Origin of the sequence: Nonomuraea sp. NPDC050733, from assembly GCF_040654215.1 — a bacterium.
Taxonomy (GTDB): Bacteria; Actinomycetota; Actinomycetes; order Streptosporangiales; family Streptosporangiaceae; genus Nonomuraea.
Genome location: NZ_JBFAHO010000001.1, coordinates 230,654 through 247,902 on the forward strand (window position 1 = coordinate 230,654; position 17,249 = coordinate 247,902).

15 protein-coding genes and 1 pseudogene are annotated in these 17,249 nt (G+C 73.9%); 10 read left to right on the plus strand and 6 right to left on the minus strand.

Annotated elements, in window-relative coordinates; translation table 11 throughout:
• Positions 1 to 32 precede the first annotated feature (32 nt).
• The gene (gene rpsD / locus AB0H64_RS01075; protein ID WP_355435866.1) at positions 33 to 647 is read right to left on the minus strand and encodes a 30S ribosomal protein S4; all 615 of its coding nucleotides are present in this window, start codon (positions 645 to 647) and stop codon (positions 33 to 35) included.
• A gap of 76 nt (positions 648 to 723) precedes the next feature.
• Here rpsD and AB0H64_RS01080 point away from each other — a divergent pair, with 76 nt between their 5' ends.
• Positions 724 to 1,566 (plus strand): DUF2470 domain-containing protein, encoded by an 843-nt coding sequence (locus tag AB0H64_RS01080; RefSeq protein ID WP_357618504.1) that lies wholly within the window; start codon positions 724 to 726, stop codon positions 1,564 to 1,566.
• A gap of 26 nt (positions 1,567 to 1,592) precedes the next feature.
• Here AB0H64_RS01080 and AB0H64_RS01085 read toward each other — a convergent pair whose 3' ends face one another.
• Together AB0H64_RS01085 and tnpA are read right to left on the minus strand one after the other, a co-directional pair.
• Positions 1,593 to 2,951, minus strand: a complete 1,359-nt coding sequence (locus AB0H64_RS01085; RefSeq protein ID WP_357618507.1) for a transposase — start codon at positions 2,949 to 2,951, stop codon at positions 1,593 to 1,595.
• Between the two features lie 6 nt (positions 2,952 to 2,957).
• Positions 2,958 to 3,358: pseudogene (gene tnpA, locus AB0H64_RS01090) on the minus strand (IS200/IS605 family transposase).
• Positions 3,359 to 3,465: 107 nt separating this feature from the next.
• Between tnpA and AB0H64_RS01095 the strand changes: the two are divergent.
• Positions 3,466 to 4,014 carry a hypothetical protein gene (locus AB0H64_RS01095; protein WP_357618510.1) on the plus strand — a complete coding sequence of 183 codons (549 nt, stop codon included), beginning with the start codon at positions 3,466 to 3,468 and terminating at the stop codon, positions 4,012 to 4,014.
• A gap of 18 nt (positions 4,015 to 4,032) precedes the next feature.
• Here the strand turns inward: AB0H64_RS01095 and AB0H64_RS01100 are convergent, their stop codons facing one another.
• Complete coding sequence (locus tag AB0H64_RS01100; protein WP_357618512.1) at positions 4,033 to 5,214, minus strand: ROK family transcriptional regulator; 1,182 nt, start codon at positions 5,212 to 5,214, stop codon at positions 4,033 to 4,035.
• A gap of 150 nt (positions 5,215 to 5,364) precedes the next feature.
• On the opposite strand from AB0H64_RS01100, the gene zwf reads away from it, so the two are divergent.
• From zwf to AB0H64_RS01125, 5 genes are all read left to right on the plus strand, one after another.
• Entirely contained in the window at positions 5,365 to 6,894 is a 1,530-nt protein-coding gene (zwf, locus tag AB0H64_RS01105; protein WP_357618515.1) for a glucose-6-phosphate dehydrogenase, read from the plus strand.
• A gap of 103 nt (positions 6,895 to 6,997) precedes the next feature.
• A complete protein-coding gene (edd, locus tag AB0H64_RS01110) occupies positions 6,998 to 8,944 on the plus strand; it encodes a phosphogluconate dehydratase (RefSeq protein WP_357618518.1) in 1,947 nt (648 codons plus the stop codon).
• Positions 8,945 to 9,083: 139 nt separating this feature from the next.
• Positions 9,084 to 10,073 (plus strand): glucokinase, encoded by a 990-nt coding sequence (gene glk, locus AB0H64_RS01115; RefSeq protein ID WP_357618520.1) that lies wholly within the window; start codon positions 9,084 to 9,086, stop codon positions 10,071 to 10,073.
• Positions 10,074 to 10,315: 242 nt separating this feature from the next.
• Positions 10,316 to 10,930, plus strand: coding sequence for a bifunctional 4-hydroxy-2-oxoglutarate aldolase/2-dehydro-3-deoxy-phosphogluconate aldolase (gene eda, locus AB0H64_RS01120; RefSeq protein WP_357618523.1), 615 nt, complete (start codon positions 10,316 to 10,318; stop codon positions 10,928 to 10,930).
• A 225-nt stretch (positions 10,931 to 11,155) separates the two neighbouring features.
• Positions 11,156 to 13,096, plus strand: coding sequence for a protein kinase (locus tag AB0H64_RS01125; RefSeq protein WP_357618527.1), 1,941 nt, complete (start codon positions 11,156 to 11,158; stop codon positions 13,094 to 13,096).
• Positions 13,097 to 13,117: 21 nt separating this feature from the next.
• Here the strand turns inward: AB0H64_RS01125 and AB0H64_RS01130 are convergent, their stop codons facing one another.
• Positions 13,118 to 14,053, minus strand: coding sequence for an NADP-dependent oxidoreductase (locus AB0H64_RS01130; RefSeq protein WP_357618530.1), 936 nt, complete (start codon positions 14,051 to 14,053; stop codon positions 13,118 to 13,120).
• Positions 14,054 to 14,170: 117 nt separating this feature from the next.
• On the opposite strand from AB0H64_RS01130, the gene AB0H64_RS01135 reads away from it, so the two are divergent.
• The 3 genes from AB0H64_RS01135 (at position 14,171) to AB0H64_RS01145 (ending at position 16,347) form a co-directional block, all read left to right on the plus strand.
• Positions 14,171 to 14,608, plus strand: coding sequence for a helix-turn-helix domain-containing protein (locus tag AB0H64_RS01135; RefSeq protein WP_357618532.1), 438 nt, complete (start codon positions 14,171 to 14,173; stop codon positions 14,606 to 14,608).
• A 61-nt stretch (positions 14,609 to 14,669) separates the two neighbouring features.
• Positions 14,670 to 15,131, plus strand: a complete 462-nt coding sequence (locus AB0H64_RS01140) for a MarR family transcriptional regulator (protein ID WP_357618535.1) — start codon at positions 14,670 to 14,672, stop codon at positions 15,129 to 15,131.
• A 16-nt stretch (positions 15,132 to 15,147) separates the two neighbouring features.
• Entirely contained in the window at positions 15,148 to 16,347 is a 1,200-nt protein-coding gene (locus AB0H64_RS01145; protein ID WP_357618537.1) for a cytochrome P450, read from the plus strand.
• Between the two features lie 25 nt (positions 16,348 to 16,372).
• Here the strand turns inward: AB0H64_RS01145 and AB0H64_RS01150 are convergent, their stop codons facing one another.
• Positions 16,373 to 17,248, minus strand: a complete 876-nt coding sequence (locus tag AB0H64_RS01150) for a PfkB family carbohydrate kinase (RefSeq protein WP_357618540.1) — start codon at positions 17,246 to 17,248, stop codon at positions 16,373 to 16,375.
• Between the last annotated feature and the right edge of the window lies 1 nt (position 17,249).

The following is a 17,249-nucleotide window of genomic DNA, read 5'->3' on the forward strand; positions in this document are numbered from 1 at the left end:
CCGGGACACGGCCCGAGACACGTCCGGGCGGGTCAGCGGGAGTAGAACTCCACGACGAGCTGCTCGTCCACCGGAACCGCGATCTGCTCGCGTTCCGGCCGGGCCGTCAGCGTGAAGCGCAGGTCGGCGTGCTCCACGGACAGGTACGGCGCGATCCGCTCGTCGGCGTGGACGCCCTCGGCCGCGGCCACGAACGGCTGCATGCGCCGCGACCGCTCCCGGACCGAGACGACCTGGCCGGGCTTGACCAGGTAGCTGGGGATGTCCACCTTGCGGCCGTCCACGGCGATGTGGCCGTGTGTGACGTACTGGCGGGCGGCGTAGATCGACGGCGCCAGGCCGGCGCGCAGCACGAGGGAGGCCAGGCGGGTCTCCAGCAGCGTGACGAGCTCCGCGCCGGACGCGCCGGGCTTGCGCACGGCCAGGTCCCAGTAGCGGCGCAGCTGCCGCTCGGACACGTCGTAGTACCAGCGCAGCTTCTGCTTCTCCAGCAGGCGCAGGCCGTAGTCGCCGGTGGTGCGGCGGTTGGTCTTGCGGCCGTGCTCGCCCGGCGGGTACGGCCGCTGCTCGAAGTAGCGGATGGCCTTCCTGGTCAGCGGCACGCCCGCGCGGCGGGACAGCCGCACCTTGGGACCGGTGTAGCGCACGTTCACCTCATGTGATTAGGTAATCCTTACTTAGGTAAGGCTAACCTAGTCTTCACGTGGATCTCAAGGAGCCGCCATGCCGCCCGTCGCCGAACGCGTCCGCACACTCGCCGCGACCTCCGCCGTGGTCCGGGTGACCGTCGACGGCGCCCCCTCCCCCGCGACCGGCGGGGTGGACGAGCGGGGCCGCCCGGTGCTGCTGGTGCGCGCCGGCGAGCCGCTGCACCGGCTGCGCGACGACGCGGTGGTGGCGGTGAACCTCACCGCGACGCGGCGCCTGGGCGAGGCCGAGCACCCGCGCGGGCTGCTGGAGGTCCAGGGGTGGGCGCAGGCCGTACCGGTGGAGGAGGCGCGGGCGGCGGCCGTCGCGGTCGCGGCGCGCAGCGCGGACGAGGGGCTGTTCGCGGCGCTGGAGCGGTACGGCGAGCCGTCCGCGCCGCGGCTGCTGCGGCTCGACGTGGCGCAGGTCGTGTACCTGACCGGGCAGGAGTCGGGCGTGCTGGACGCCGACGAGTACCTCGACGCCCGCCCTGACCCGCTGACGGAGACGGCCGAGCGCGTCCTCGCCCACGTCAACGAGGCGCACCGGGCGCAGCTCGCCAACGGCGTGGCCGCCCTGCTCGGCGAGCCCGCCCTCATGGGCCAGGGCCGCGGTCACGACGGACGCCCCGGCGGCCCCGGCCGCTCGGGCGCCATCGGGACGGGCGATCCTGCGGCGGGCGCTCCCGGGGCGGGCGCTCCCGGGGTGGGCGCTCCTGGGGTGGGCGCGGGGCGCGGTGAGGTGTGGCTGTGGGAGCTCGACAGCCACGGCGCGACGGTCCGCGTCGACGACGACCTCGTCCGCTTCCCGTGGCCGGCCCGGGTGGGCACCGGCCAGGACCTGGAGGCCGCGCTGCGCGGGCTGATGTGCACGTGCTGAGCCGCCCGCGGCGATCACCATCTTGATCACGATTGTCGCGGGGACGGTCCAACCTCCGGCCGGCAATCACTATCTTGAAGCGCTCCCCGCGACTGAAGAAGTCGGGGGATTCCAGCCAGCTCGGGCTCCGGCTGCGCGGTGGCCCGGGCTGCTGTTGCTTGGCGGTCGGCCTTCCGGCCCACACGGTTGCGTGGTTTGCGCGCCCCAACCCGCACAGCCGGTCTGGCTTGTGCGTGCTCCGCCCTTCCGGCGGTGAGGATGTTCTTGGCGGCGTTCACGTCGGCGTGCTCGGTGTGGCCGCACGAGGTACACCGGAAGACCGCTTGTCTCTCGCGGGACTTCCGATCCACCACCGTGCACACGTTGCACGTCTGACTCGTGTACGCCGGGTTGACGGTTAGCACTTGAGTGCCCGTGTAGCGAGCCTTGCTCCGGGTGGCCAGCTCGATCCTGTGCCAGCCCTTGTCCAGGATGGCCCGGTTCAGACCGGACTTGCGCGCGGCCCCGTTCGGCAAGAACGCGCCAGGCTGTCCGGGGTCCGGCTTCGGCGCCACCCCGGCAGTCATCTTCCTGGTTGCCAGGGCCTCGAACACGATCAGCTCGAAGCCGGTGGCCAGGATGTGGGCGGTCTTGGCGGCGAAGTCAGCGCGGCGACGCCGTACCTTCGCCAACGCCGTGCCGAGCTTCGCGGCGGCGTGCCTGCGCCGGGCCGAGCCCTTGCGGGTGCGGGCCAGGCGACGCTGAAGCCTGGCGGCGTGCTCGATCTCCCGCTCGCCGGCGAAAACCTGCTGGTGGAACAGCCCGTCCGAGCGGGTCACGACCTTGGCCACCCCCCGATCGATGCCGACCGCGCTGCCGGGGTTGTCGTGCCGCTCAGGCGTGACCACGCCGTCGTCGACGACGAAACTGACATACCCGTGCCTGCCGTCCCGGCTCACGGTGGCGTTCTTGACCGTCCCGCCGAGCGGCCGGGTGATACGGAAGCGCACCCAGCCGAGCTTGGGGAGCCTCGCGCGCGCCCAGCGGCGGTTGAGCCGCTCGACCGTGATCTTCCCGCCCTCGGGGAACCGGAAGCTCGGAGCGTTCCTCACCCGCGACTTCCAGCGGACCTTCCATGCTCCGTGCCGGGCACATGCCTGATCCAGGTCAATGAGCGTCTGCTGAAGGCAATGACCGGGCACCTCGGCCAGCCAAGCGAACTCAGCCTTAGCCTCCACCAGTTGGCGCGCCTGCTCGTGGTAGCCGATGAACGCCCCACCACGCCGGTAGACGCGGCGCTGCTCCAGGGCGGTGTTCCACACACTGCGACAGGCCCCGCCGATCCGCTCGGCGAACTCAGCCTGCTCCGGCGTCAGATCCAGACGATACCTGCGCCCCGTCAGCATCCCCGATCACCGGCTCTTGTGGTTCTCGACGTACCACTCGACCACATCCAGGGGTGCGCCGCCCACGGTGGCCACGAAGCAGGAGCTGGCCCACAACGTCGGCAGCTTCGACCTGGCAGGGCGGCAACGCCTGACGCAGGACACGCGAGAAACGGCCCTTGACGGCCTTGACCAGCCTGTGGATCCCGAACCGCGGATCCACCTCGACCAGCAGAGACAAACGCGGTCGAGCATCACCTCCAGTTCCACCCGCCATGCCCCCTTCCTCCGATCACTTCGCGGATCAGCTCTTCCAGGCGGGTCTCAATCCGGCCGCCCAGCACACGCCTGCGCTACCTGAGGCACCACACCACCTGAAAGGCGCACTCGAAGGCGATGCCGCTGTCCGAGCGCAACATCACAGCCACGCAGAGCAAACTACAGATTCGATCTATCCACCGCTCAAACATTCGACAGAAGGGCTTGCCCTCATTGACGACGCCAGGAATCCGCCCAAGATCTATGATCGGCAGCTGTGACCGAGACCGAGCCGCGCAGACGTGTCCTGATGGCCGCCGGTGTGCTGACCGGCGTGGTGATGCTGAGCGCGGCGGCGATCCTCGGTCTGGGAGAGCTCGGAGGCGCCTCGCTGTCGCCGGTCAGCCTGCCGGACGGCGGCGAGCGGCCTCCGGTGCCCGCCACGGCCGGGGCCACGCGGGTCACGACGGCCAGCGTCCCGGTGACGCGCCCCGCCCATCACGCGCACACGCCGGCGGCCGTGCCGTCGCCGCTTCGCACCCCGACGCCCCGGCCCACGGCCACCCGCTCGCCCCGCACGGTGGACGCCACACCGGCTCCGCGGCGCGGCGCCACGACCGCGCCGCCCGTGAGGCCGGGCGAGGCGTCGGTCACCCCCACTCACTCCCGGCGGCCAGGAGCCGCCGGCCCCTCCCCGGCGGGCCCGGTCACGCCCACGCCCACGGACGTCGTCCCGAACGCCTCCGCCAACCCCGCCGGCCACACCCCGCCGGGCCGGACCAGGCAACCGGGCCACGGCGACAGCAACGGCGACGGCGCGGACTGATCTTCTCGGGGACGGGTGTCAGGAGGGGCGCCGGGCGAGGCTCTCGTCGACGGCCTCCGGTGACAGGACGCTGTCCAGCACCATCACCGCGCACCCGCTGATGCCCGCTCCCCAGCCCATGCGGCTCGGCTCGATGCGCAGGCGCCGTGTGGCCAGGGCCGTGGAGCGCCGGTAGACGACCTCCCGGATGCTCGACACGAGCGGCCCGAACGCCTCCGCCACGTCGCCGCCCAGCACCACCACGGACGGGTTGAGGATGTTCACCGCGCCGGCCAGGACCTCGCCGATGCGCCGCCCGGCCTCGCGGACCATGGCCATCGTCTCGGCGTCTCCGGCCCGCACGAGCGCGGTCACGTCGGCGATCGTCTTGACGTCCTTGCCGGCCGTCCGCAGCTCGCGCAGCAGCGCCGTGCCGCTCGCCACCGAGTCGACGCAGTCGACGTTGCCGCAGCGGCACAGGACGCCGCCGCCGTCGCGGACGGGGATGTGCCCGATCTCGCCGGCCGCGCCGAGCGCGCCGCGCAGGATGCCGCCGCCCGCGATGACGCCGGCGCCGATCCGCGTGGACACCTTGACGAACATCAGGTCGTCGAGGTCGGGGTAGACGCCGCGGTGCTCGCCGATGGCCAGCGCGTTCACGTCGTTGTCGACGAGCACGGGCACCGGGAACCGCTCGCGGACGATGGGCGGGATGAGCACGCCGGTCCACGACGCCATCACCCGCACGCTCTCGGTGCGGCCACGCGCGAACTCGACCGTGGCGGGCACGCCCATGCCGACTCCCTTGACGTCCTCGCGCGGCCGGTCGCCGAGGAGGTCGTCCCAGGTGTCGAGGAGCAGCGGCAGCACCACGTCGGGGCCCTGCTCGACGTCGATGGCGAAGTCGCGGCCGGCCAGCTCGTGGCCCGCGAGGTCGCACACGGCGACGCGGGTGCGGCTCGCGCCCAGCGCGGCCACCAGCACCACCCCGCCCGCGGCGTTGAACTCCAGCCGCACGGGGGGCCGCCCCCCGGTGGAGGGCGCGTCGGCCCGCTCCACCACGAGACCGCGCTCGATCAGCTCGGCGACGCGCAGCTGCACGGCGGGGCGCGACAGGCCGGTCACCCGGCCGAGATCGGCCCGCGTCACCGCCTCACCCGAGCGGATGAGGCGCAGCACCTCGCCGCTCGTGGCGAGGGTCGCGGCGGTACGTCGTGGCATCGGCTAAGTGAATCACAGGAGGTTACGTAATGAAAAGTCGCAACTTTTTCATCTCACATGCCAAAACTCTGCTTGTCCGCGAACCAAACTCTGGCTAGTGTCCGTTCTGTCCTTCTTGATAGATCAACGGAGTTCCTCGTCGTGTCCCCCATGAGCTCGTCTTCCGGCACATCCGCATCCGGCACATCAGCGTCCGGCGCGCCCGAGACCGCGCACACCGCCGACCTCGTGGTCTTCGGCGGCACCGGCGACCTGTCCATGCGCAAGCTGCTTCCCGCGCTGTACCACGGCGACCGGGAGGGGCGGCTCGCGCCCGGAACGCGCATCATCGCGATGTCCCGCGGCGGGCTGACCGACGCGGACTTCCGCGGCAAGGTGGACGCCGAGGTACGCGACCGGATCCCCGGCGGGGACCCCGAGGTGTGGCGCCGCTTCCTGGGCCGCCTGCACCACGTGTCGATCGACGTGGGCGGCGGCCGGGCCGTCGACGGGGGCTCCGACCGGTCGGGGTGGGGCGCGCTGGCCGCCCTGCTGGCCGGGCACGAGGACCGCGACCGGGTGTTCTACCTGGCGAGCCCGCCCCGGACGTTCGGCGCGTTCTGCCGTGAGCTGGCCGCCGCCGGCCTGGTGACGCCCCGCTCCCGCGTGGTGCTGGAGAAGCCGCTCGGCCACGACCTGGTCAGCGCGCAGCGCATCAACGACGAGGTCGGCGCCATCTTCGACGAGCGGCAGATCTTCCGGATCGACCACTACCTGGGCAAGGAGACCGTGCAGAACCTGCTCGTGCTCCGCTTCGCCAACGCGTTCCTGGAGCCGATCTGGAACTCGCTGTGGATCGACCACGTCCAGATCACCGCCGCCGAGACCGTCGGCACGCCCGGCCGCCGCGGCTACTACGACCACGCGGGCGCCCTGCGCGACATGGTGCAGAACCACCTGCTCCAGCTCCTCTGCCTGACCGCGATGGAGCCGCCCGCGCGCAACGACCGCGAGGCGATCCGCGACGAGAAGGTCAAGGTGCTGCAGGCGCTGCGGCCCATCACCGGCGGCGAGGTCGAGCGGTTCACCGTGCGCGGCCAGTACGTCGAGAGCGGGGACATGCCCGGCTACCTGGACGAGCCCGCCTCCACCCCGCCCACGGAGGAGTCGCGCCGGGTCGAGACGTTCACCGTGATCCGCGCCGAGATCCGCAACTGGCGCTGGGCCGGGGTGCCGTTCTACCTGCGCACCGGCAAGCGGCTGCCGCGCCGCGTGTCGGAGATCGTCGTCCAGTTCAAGGACGTCCCGCACTCGATCTTCCCCGGCGGCACGCCCAACCGCCTGGTCCTGCGGCTCCAGCCGGAGGATGGCATCCAGCTGCACATCATGGCCAAGGAGCCGGGCGCGGGCGAGGTGACGCTCAAGCCGGTGCCGCTGAGCCTCAGCTTCGGCCGGACGTTCACCGCGCGGGTGCCCGAGGCGTACGAGCGGCTGCTCATGGACGTGCTGGCCGGCAACCCGACGCTGTTCATGCGGCGCGACGAGGTGGAGGCCGCCTGGCGGTGGATCGACCCGATCCTCGCCGCGTGGGAGGCGTCGGGCGAGCTGCCCGAGCCGTACGCGGCGGGCTCGACCGGCCCCGCGGGCGCCCACGAGATGCTCGCCCGCAGCGGCCGGGCCTGGCACGAGGACGAGTCGTGACCGCCGCCGCCCCCTTACCTCCCCCACCATCTGCCCAGACCCCGACAGCACCGACAGCACCGAAAGCACCGGCAGTGGCCGCGTGGCCGACGAAGGAGCGTCCATGAACCCCGTCATCCAGGAGATCACGGACCGGATCACCGAGCGCAGCCGCGCCAGCCGCAGCGTCTACCTGGACCGGATCCGGCGCGCCGGCGAGGCCGCCCGCGCCAAGGGCCCGGCCCGCGCGCACCTGGGGTGCGCGAACCTGGCGCACGGCTTCGCCGCCGCGCCCGCCGAGGACAAGCCCGCCCTCATGGGCGCCGCCAAGCCCGGCGTGGCCATCGTGACCAGCTACAACGACATGCTGTCGGCGCACCAGCCGTACGAGACGTACCCGCCGGAGCTGAAGGCGGCCGTGCGGCGGGCCGGCGGCGTGGCGCAGGTGGCGGGCGGCGTGCCGGCCATGTGCGACGGCATCACGCAGGGCCGGGCCGGCATGGAGCTGTCGCTCTACAGCCGGGACGTGATCGCCATGGCGACCGCGATCGCGCTGTCGCACGACATGTTCGACGCGACGCTGCTGCTGGGCGTCTGCGACAAGATCGTGCCGGGCCTGTTCATCGGCGCGCTGCACTTCGGGCACCTGCCCGCGATCTTCGTGCCGGCCGGTCCCATGACCTCCGGGCTGCCGAACAAGGTGAAGGCCCGCACCCGGCAGCTGTTCGCCGAGGGCAAGGTGGGCCGCGGCGAGCTGCTCGACGCCGAGGCGAAGTCGTACCACTCCCCCGGCACCTGCACCTTCTACGGCACCGCCAACTCCAACCAGGCGCTGATGGAGGTCATGGGCCTGCACCTGCCGGGCTCGACGTTCGTCAACCCGCACACCGAGCTGCGGCACGCGCTGACCGAGGCGGCCGGCCGCCGCGCCGTGGAGATCACCGCGCACGGCTCCGAGTACACGCCGCTCGGCGAGCTGGTGGACGAGAAGGCCATCGTGAACGCCTGCGTCGCGCTGCTGGCCACCGGCGGCTCCACCAACCACACCCTGCACCTGGTGGCCATGGCCGCCGCCGCGGGCATCGTGCTCACCTGGGACGACCTGGCCCGCCTGTCGGAGGCCGTGCCGTCGCTCACCCGCATCTACCCGAACGGCCAGGCGGACGTGAACCACTTCCGCGACGCCGGCGGCATGCAGGTGCTCATCGGCGACCTGCTCGACGAGGGCCTGCTGCACGAGGACGTCCTGACGGTGGCCGGGCGGGGACTGAGCCACTACCGCTCCGCCCCGGCGCTGGAGGACGGCACGCTGGTCTGGTCCGAGGTCACCGGCGGCAGCAAGGACCTGGACGTGCTGCGTCCCGTCTCCGAGCCGTTCTCCGCCGACGGCGGCATCCACATGGTGGAGGGCAACCTCGGCCGGGCCGTGAGCAAGGTGTCGGCCGTCAAGCCGGAGCACCTGGTGATCGAGGCCCCGGCCAAGGTGTTCGACGACCAGCTCGACCTGCTGCGCGCGTTCGAGGCGGGCGAGCTGGACGGGCAGGACTTCGTCGCCGTCATCCGCTACCAGGGGCCGAGCGCCAACGGCATGCCGGAGCTGCACAAGCTCACGCCGCCGCTGGCCGTGCTGCTCGACCGCGGGCAGCGGGTCGCGATCGTCACCGACGGGCGCATGTCCGGCGCGTCCGGCAAGGTGCCCGCGGCCATCCACCTGTCGCCGGAGGCGGCCGACGGCGGCCCGATCGCGCTCGTCCGCGACGGCGACGTGATCAGGCTGGACTCGGCGGCCGGGACGCTGGAGCTGCGGGTCCCGGCCGAGGAGCTGGCCCGGCGCACGCCGGGCGGCCGGCCGCTCAGCGACGCGGAGTGGGTCGGCACGGGGCGCGAGCTGTTCGCGACGTTCCGCCGCATGGCGGGGCACGCCGAGCAGGGCGCCGGGATCTTCGGCATCAGCGGCGCCGAGTCGCCGCACCACGGCCCCGGGCTGGGCTTCCCGGCGGAGGCGGGCGCCTCCCACCTGGAGACCGGCCTCGCCGACCCGGCCCAGGTGGGCGCCGGAGCCCCCAGGTGAACGGGTTCGGACGGTCCGACAAGGCCGGCCGCCCCGGACGACCCGGTAAGGCCGCATGCCTCGGACGGCCCGACACGGCCGGCCGCCTCGGACGGCTCGGTAAGGCCGCGCGCCTCGGACGGCTCCGGAAGGCCGGGCGGTGAGCGGGTTCGCCTTTCCGTGGCTGGTCGCCGACATCGGCGGCACCAACGCCCGGTTCGGCCTGGTGACCGAGCCCGGAGCGCGGCCCTCGCACATCGCCGTACTCGCGGGGGCCGAGCACCGTGGCCTGCCCGAGGCCGTGGCCGCCTACCTCTTCGACCACGCGGAGGGCGCGCGGCCGGGTGCGGCCTGCCTGGCGCTGGCCGGTCCCGTGGACGGCGACCGCTACGCGCTGACGAACCTGCCCTGGTCCGGCTCGGCCCGTGACCTCGGCGTGCCGGAGGTGGCGCTGCTCAACGACTTCGAGGCGCTGGCCGTGTCGCTGCCGCACCTGGACGGCGACGACCTGGTGCCGCTGGGTAGCCCCGCCCCGGCGTACGGGGTGAAGGCGGTGCTCGGTCCCGGCACCGGGCTCGGCGTGGCCGGGCTCGTGCCGGTGGACGGCGGCTGGGTCCCCGTCCCGGGCGAGGGCGGGCACGTGACGCTGCCCGTACAGGACGAGCGTGAGCTGGAGGTGCTGCGGGCGCTCACGCGCCGGCACGTGCCGGGCGGCGCCGGCGGCCAGGTGGTGGCCGAGCACGTCCTGTCGGGTCCCGGACTGGTGCGGCTGTACCGGGCGCTGGCCGACGTCCAAGGCGTCCCCTCGACCGAGGACACGGCGTCGGCGATCGTGGCGCGGGCGGACGACGCGTTGTGCGCGGAGACGGTCGAGGTGTTCTGCGGTCTGCTGGGGTCGTTCGCAGCCAACGTCGCGCTGACGCTGGGCGCGCGGGGCGGGGTGTACCTGGGAGGCGGGGTGCTGCCGCGGATCGCGGAGCGGGTCCGTACGGGTCCGTTCCGCACACGGTTCGCCACGAACCCGGACATGGCGGACTACCTGTCGGCCATCGCGACGTGCCTCATCGTCGCCCCGCAACCGGCGCTGACCGGGGCCGCGGCCTGGCTGAGGCGCCTCGCCACGCGCGCCGCCCGTGGCTCCTCGGAATGAGCGGACGACCTGCCCGCCATGGCGGCCGCGCGGCTCCGGCGGAGCCGGCGCCGCCGCCGGGCCGAGGGACGGCGATGGCCGCGCGGACCTGCGGCCCGGGGACTCAGTAGCCTGGGCGCACGGCTCGCCCCGGCCGGACAACCTGGGGCGCACGGCTCGCCCCGGTTGGACAACGTGCAACGGCCTTCGGGGCCGACGAGATGGATGACGGCCCCCGTGGCCGGCAAGGAGAAGAGTTACAGATGACGAGCCTGCTCGACCTCGCCCCCGTGATCCCCGTCGTGGTGATCGACGACGTGGAGACCGCCGTGCCGCTGGCGCGGGCGCTGGTCTCCGGCGGCCTGCCGGTCATCGAGGTGACGCTGCGCACGAAGGTGGCGCTGGAGGCGATCGGCCGGATCGCCGCCGAGGTGCCCGGCGCCGTGGTGGGCGCGGGCACGGTGCGGACGGCCGGCGACGTGGAGGCCTCGCTGAAGGCGGGCGCGTCGTTCCTGGTCTCGCCCGGGGCCACGCCGTCGCTGGTGGACGCGATGCTGGCGGGCGGGGCTCCGTTCCTGGCGGGGGCGGCCACGGCGTCGGAGGTCATGGCGCTGGCCGAGCGGGGGCTGAAGGAGCTGAAGTTCTTCCCCGCCGAGGCCGCGGGCGGCCGGCCGTACCTGAAGTCGCTGGCGGGGCCGCTGCCGGACGTGCGGTTCTGCCCGACGGGCGGGATCCGGCCGGAGACGGCGGCCGACTACCTCGCGCTGCCGAACGTCGGCTGCGTCGGCGGCACCTGGCTCACCCCGGCCGACGCGCTGGCGGCGGGCGACTGGGCCCGCGTCGAGGCGCTCGCCGCCGAGGCCGCCGCCCTCCGCTGACCGGCTCGGGAGCCCACCCCCTGGGGACGGGCCTCTCTCCCCGCCCCTCCCGGCCCTCCGTGCCCCCATGGCCCATGGGGGCGGGGAAGGCGGCGGCGGGCGAGGCCCTCACGCCGCCACCGGAGGGCGTCTTCCTCCGTTAGAGTCTGGGGTGGAAAAGGGCATGCCGGGCGAAGGCCCGGCCGGTCGAGGCGGCGGGATGACGACGGCGAGAGGACAGCGACGTTGGGGCTGCAGGGCCGCTCCGCGGGCACTCCGCTGACACCCGAGGACCCCCCGGCGATCGGCCCGTACGAGCTGGTCAGCCGGCTGGGGTCGGGCGGGATGGGCACCGTCTACCTGGCCAGGGCCGCCGACGGTGCGCGGGTGGCGCTCAAGGCGATCCGTCGCGACTACGCCGCCGACCCGGTCTACCGGGCGCGCTTCCACGAAGAGGTCTCCAACGCGCGCAAGGTCGCCTCGTTCTGCACCGCCCGGGTGCTCGACCACGGCGAGGACGGCGGCGTCCTGTACCTCGTCACCGAGTACATCGACGGCATCTCCCTGGAGGACCACCTGATCGAGCACGGGGCGCTGTCGCCGTCCGTGCTCCACTCGGCCGCCGTGGGCGTCGCCGCGGCGCTGACCGCGATCCACGCGGCGGGCCTCGTCCACCGCGACCTCAAGCCGGCCAACGTCATGCTGACGCTCGCCGGGCCCCGGGTGATCGACTTCGGGCTGGCCCGCTCGGCGCACCTGTCCTCCCGCCACACCAACGCCGGGATGGTCATGGGCACGCCGGGCTGGATCGCTCCGGAGCAGGTGTTCGAGGGGAAGACCAGCCCGGCGGGCGACGTGTTCGCGTGGGGGTCGCTCATCGCGTACGCGGGCCTCGGCGGGCACCCGTTCGGCGAGGGCGACGCGTACGTGATGGCCGCCCGCGCCCGCACCGCGCCGCCCGACCTGCGGGGGCTGCCCGCGCCGCTCGACCGGCTGGTGGCCGCGGCCATCCACCCCGACCCGGCGCGCCGGCCCCCGGCCCGGCAGCTGCTGCTGGAGCTGGTCGGGGCGGCGGACGAGCCGGCGGCGCAGCTCGCGGCCACGCGCCACCTCACCACCACGTGGGACCCGGCGGACTTCCCGCCGCTGGCGCAGTCCCCCCGCAGCGCCCCCGGGCGCCCGCCCGTTCCCCCGCCCGGCCCGCAGGCGCCCTCGGCCGCGCCGCCCGCCCAGCCGGGGCCGTCCTCGCCCACGGGCGGCCGGCCCCCGCAGGCCCACCAGGCGGGCCAGGTCCCGCTCCCGCCGCAGGCCCACCAGACCGGTCAGGTGCCGCTTCCCCCACCGGGGCAGGCGCCCATGCCGTCCGGGGCCCTCCAGCAGCCGCCGCACCACCACACCGGCCAGGGCCCGCTCCCCGGCCGCCCCGGACCGGCCGCCCAGGCCCCGTCACACGGACCCGGACCCCAGAACCCGCCGTCACACGGACCCGGAACCCGCGGCCCGTCATCGCACGGACCGGGCGGCCCGAGCGGACCCGGCGGACTGGGCGGACCCGGCGGACCGCACGGCCCGTCGGGACACGGCCCGTCGGCACACGGGCCCGGAGCGCGCGGGCGTACCGTGCAGGGGCCGCCACCCGGTCAGGGGCCCGCGTCCGGGCTCACCGGGCCGGGCCCGCTGCCGCCCTCGACGATGCCCCCGCCCGGCACGCCCCGGCGCGGCACGTTCACCGGCTGCCTGACCGCCGTGGTGGTCGCCCTGGTGCTGCTCGTGCTGCTGGTCGCGTTGATCGCCTGGATGACGCGGGACCCCGCCGTGGGCAGCGTGGACGGGCCGGCGCAGGACGGCAGGCTGCGGTTCGCGGTGACCGGCACCAAATGTCCCAAGGCCGCCAAGTCCGCCAAGCTGCGCACCTGTACGGTCTCGGTGAAGGTGGACAACATCGGCCAGGAGGCCCGGGTCCTCTACCCGGGGCAGCAGAAGCTGTGCGACGAGGACGACGTCCCCCACGGCGGCATCCGGCTGCTCGACAAGGCCGGCACGGAGATCACTCCGGTGCGCATCGGGCCGGGTCAGTCGTTCAGCGGGGCGCTGGTGTTCGAGCTGCCCAAGGGCGCCGGCCCGGCCGCGCTGGAGCTGCACGACTCCGGCCTGAGCCACGGCGTCCGCCTCACCCTGGGCGGCTGACTCCCCCAGCCCCCGGCCAGGTCAGGGGACGAGGACGAGGCGGCCGCGCAGGCCGCCCTTGGCGAGGCGGCGGTGGCCCTCGGCCACCTCCTCCAGCGGCAGGGTCTCCGCGACCCTGAGCGTGAGCGTCCCCTGCTCCACCAGCTCGACCAGGTCCGCCAGCCGTGCCCCGTCCGCCGTGATCCAGTGGGTGAACACGCGCGTCCCCCGCAGCGGCACCGGGGCGCCGCCCGCGACCACCGCGGCGAAGGAGCCGCGGGAGCGGACCGCGTCGAGCGCCGCCGCCCCGGTCACGGCCGCGTCCAGAGCGCCGTGGACGCCGCCCGCCACCAGAGCCCGTACGGCCTCGCCGAGCCGGGCGGTACGGGGCACGAACAGCTCCGCGCCCAGCTCCCGTACCAGGGGCTCGTCCGCGGCCCCGGCGACGGCGACGACCCGCAGGCCCCGCGCGGCGGCGAGCTGGACGGCGAACCCGCCCACCGCCCCCGCCGCGCCCGTCACCAGCAGCGTCTCGCCGGGGGCCAGGCCGAGCCGGTCGAGGGCCTGCACGGCGGTCAGCCCGTTGAGCGGCAACGTCGCCGCCTCCACGGCACTCGCCCCGGACGGCGCGCGGCTCACGACGTTCGCGTCGAGCACGACCTGCTCGGCCTGGGTCCCGAGCGGCACGTCGAGCCGGTCCGACAGCCCCACCACGCGGTCCCCCGGCGCGAGCCCGGTGACGCCCGGACCGGTCTCCTCGACGGTCCCGGCCACGTCCCAGCCGATGCCGATCAGGTCGCGCTCCGGCAGCAGCCCCGCCTCGGTGAGGACGCCCGACCGGGTGGCCGCGTCGACGGGGTTGACGGTCGCCGCCTCGACCCTGATCCGCACCTGCCCCTCCCCCACCGACGGCGCCGGCAGGTCGGCGATCTCCAGCACCTCCGGGCCGCCGAAGGCGCGGATGACGACAGCACGCATGCGATCTCTCCCTCTCACTCGGGTGGCGGATCTCCCGCCGCACACCACCGTAGGAGAGGTACTCTCTAGCAGGAAGTACGTACCTGAGAGTGCGTAACGTACGGAGAGGAGACCCGCATGACCACGCGCACGGTCGCCGAGCGGCGCGAGGAGGCGCGCGCCGCCTACGACGCCTATCTGGCGGTCTGCCCCGCCCGGCAGCTCCTCGACCGGATCAGCGACAAGTGGGTGAGCCTGCTGCTCAACGCGCTCGCCGACGGCCCGCGCCGCTACAGCGATCTGTCGCGCACGGTCGCCGGGGTCAGCCAGAAGATGCTCACCCAGACGCTGCGCGCGCTGGAGCGTGACGGGCTGGTGTCCCGCTCGGTGACGCCGTCGGTCCCGGTGCGCGTGGACTACGAGCTGACGCCCCTCGGCCGCAGCCTGCTGCCGGTCATGCAGGCGATCAAGCAGTGGGCCGAGGCCAACATCGAGCAGGTCACGGCCGCCCGCGAGGCGTACGACGCGGGCCGGCCTCCGCGCCCGCACCGGCCCGCCACAAGGTCGGAGGCCTGAAACGAGGACGCGCGTATAGTTCGTCAAGTACGTACTTGACGATATTTCCGGCGGTGACACGATGGATCCACGGGAAGGCGAGTTCATCGACCGGATGGGGCTGGTCATGGAGCGCATCGGCGGGACCCGGACCATGGGCCGGCTGTACGCGTGGCTGATGATCTGTGATCCGCCGCACCAGTCGCTGACCGAGCTGGCCGCCCGGCTCGGGGTGAGCAAGACGGCCGTCAGCACGGTCGCCAGGCAGCTGGAGTCGGGCGGGATGATCGAGCGCGTGCCCGCACCGGGGCGCGAGCACCGCTACCAGGTGGCCCGCGGCGGATGGGCGCACGTCCTGAAGGTCCAGCTCGCCGGGGTGCACCTCGGCGTCGAGGCCCTGGACCTCGGGCTGTCGCTCGTCGGCGAGGACCGGCCCGAGCAGCGGGCCCGGCTGGAGGAGACCCGGGAGTTCTTCGCCTTCACCGAGCGCGACGCGGACGAGATGCTCCAGCGCTGGCAGGAGTACCGCGCAAAGGCGACATGATTCGGAGGGAGAGGCGATGACCGACATCGTCGAACGGTACGACATCCCCGAGCAGCACTTCTGGCTGCGCGGCCCGCGATCGGGACCACCGGTGGAGTACGACACCCGCACCGGCATGTGGAACGTCTACGGCTACCCGGAGACGCACGACATCCTCGGCGACCCCACGACGTTCTCCTCCGACACCATGCGGGTGCTCCCCAAGGGGCTGATGCCGGACAGCGAGGAGTTCTCGATGGCCGGCTTCATCACCCAGATAGACCCGCCGGAGCACGGCAAGCTGCGCAAGCTGGTCAGCAGCGCCTTCACCCGCAAGGTCGTCGCGGACCTCGAACCCAGGATCGCCGCCCTCACCCATGAGCTGCTCGACGCGGCGCGGGACCGCGGAGGGCTGGAGCTCGTGACCGACCTCGCCTACCCGCTGCCCGTCATCGTCATCGCCGAGCTCCTGGGCGTGCCCAGCGGTGACCGGGCCCTGTTCAAGCAGTGGGCCGACGCGCTCTTCCAGCGCGACAGCACGATCTCCCTCAACGAGCCCGTCGAGAAGCAGAGCGTGGACATCCAGGCCACGCTGAAGCCGTGGAAGGAGATGTCCGCCTACCTCGCCGGCCACGCCGAGGAGCGCCGCCGGCGTCCGCGCGCCGACCTGCTCACCAGACTGGTCGAGGCCGAGGTGGACGGCGAGCACCTCCCCGACGACCAGGTGGTCAACTTCGCGATCATCCTGCTGCTCGCCGGGCACATCACCACGACCCTGCTGCTCGGCAACACCGTGCTCTGCCTGGACGCCTTCCCCGAGCAGCAGGACAAGGTACGGGCCGACCGCGCGTCGGTCCCGGCCGTCATCGAGGAGTCCCTGCGCCTGTTGCCCCCGTTCGCCGCCCTCGGCCGCGCCACCACCCGCGAGACCGAGCTGGGCGGCGTGACGATACCGGCCGACCAGCTCGTCATGGTGTGGCTCGGGGCGGCCAACAGGGACCCCCGGCAGTTCGCCGACCCCGGCGTGTTCGACCCCGGCCGTGACCCCAACCCGCATCTCGCCTTCGGCCGCGGCATCCACTTCTGCCTGGGCGCTCCCCTGGCCCGGCTGGAGGGACGGGTCGCCCTGAACATCCTGCTCGACCGGCTCGACCCGCTGCGCACCGATCCGGAGGACCCGCCGAGGTTCATCCCCACGCCGACCATGACGGGGGTGGCCCGCCTGCCTCTCGCGTAGCCCTGTCAGCTCTCGCGGAGCCCTGTCAGGCAGCCGAGGCCGCGCGGAGCAGCGCGGCCTCGGTGATCGGCGCCTCATGGGTGCCGGGCACCGTGCAGGCGTGGGCCCCGGCCAGGGAGCCGAGCCGCACGCACTCCTCCAGCGCCGTTCCGCGCAGCCGGCCGTACAGGAAGCCGGAGACGAACGCGTCGCCCGCGCCGTTGCTGTCGACCACCGGACCGGGCAGCGGGGTGGCGGGGAAGGCCCGCAGGGCGCCGCCGCGCGGCAGCACCAGGCAGCCCTCCGCCCCGCGCGTGCAGACGACCAGCTCGGCGCGGCCCCGGCGGAGGATGTCGCGCATCACGCGCTCGGGCGACTCCAGCGCGGCGGCCGACATGAACACCAGGTCGGAGCGGTAGGCGAACGCGCGGTGGTGGTCGTTGACGCCGTCCCAGTCGTGCAGGTCGGTGGAGACGGGCATGCCGTCGAGGTCGTCGTACACGTCGCGGCAGTAGCCGGTGATCGAGACGTGCGCGTGGCGGGCGCGCACGCCGGCGTAGAGCTCGCGCGGCAGCCGCTCGCCCGGCGTGTCGCGCGGGTCGTGCAGCGAGGTGCGGCGGCCGTCGGGGCCGACGAGCAGCACGCTGCGGCGCGTGCCGGCGGCCGCGCGGCCCCAGAAGGCGTCGACGCCGGCGAGCGCGCCGCGGATGAGCGCGCCCTGCGAGTCGTCGCCGACGAGGTCGGCGAACGCCACCGACAGGCCGAGGGCTGCGCACCCGAGCGCCACGCCGGCGCCGGTGTTGCCGATCCGCTCCTGGATGGGCGGCACCCCGTAGGTGTCGGCGTACGGCAGGGGCAGCTCGGGGACGTAGACCGTGGCGTCGACGCCCGACCCGCCCAGCACGAGCACGTCATGGGGCATG

Coding starts and splice junctions, on each gene's coding strand:
- AB0H64_RS01080 (WP_357618504.1), top strand. CDS start 724: ATGCCGCCCGTCGCCGAACGCGTCCGCACACTCGCCGCGACCTCCGCC.
- AB0H64_RS01085 (WP_357618507.1), bottom strand. CDS start 2,951: ATGCTGACGGGGCGCAGGTATCGTCTGGATCTGACGCCGGAGCAGGCT.
- AB0H64_RS01100 (WP_357618512.1), bottom strand. CDS start 5,214: ATGCCACGACGTACCGCCGCGACCCTCGCCACGAGCGGCGAGGTGCTG.
- zwf (WP_357618515.1), top strand. CDS start 5,365: ATGAGCTCGTCTTCCGGCACATCCGCATCCGGCACATCAGCGTCCGGC.
- edd (WP_357618518.1), top strand. CDS start 6,998: ATGAACCCCGTCATCCAGGAGATCACGGACCGGATCACCGAGCGCAGC.
- eda (WP_357618523.1), top strand. CDS start 10,316: ATGACGAGCCTGCTCGACCTCGCCCCCGTGATCCCCGTCGTGGTGATC.
- AB0H64_RS01130 (WP_357618530.1), bottom strand. CDS start 14,053: ATGCGTGCTGTCGTCATCCGCGCCTTCGGCGGCCCGGAGGTGCTGGAG.
- AB0H64_RS01135 (WP_357618532.1), top strand. CDS start 14,171: ATGACCACGCGCACGGTCGCCGAGCGGCGCGAGGAGGCGCGCGCCGCC.
- AB0H64_RS01140 (WP_357618535.1), top strand. CDS start 14,670: ATGGATCCACGGGAAGGCGAGTTCATCGACCGGATGGGGCTGGTCATG.
- AB0H64_RS01145 (WP_357618537.1), top strand. CDS start 15,148: ATGACCGACATCGTCGAACGGTACGACATCCCCGAGCAGCACTTCTGG.
- AB0H64_RS01150 (WP_357618540.1), bottom strand. CDS start 17,248: ATGCCCCATGACGTGCTCGTGCTGGGCGGGTCGGGCGTCGACGCCACG.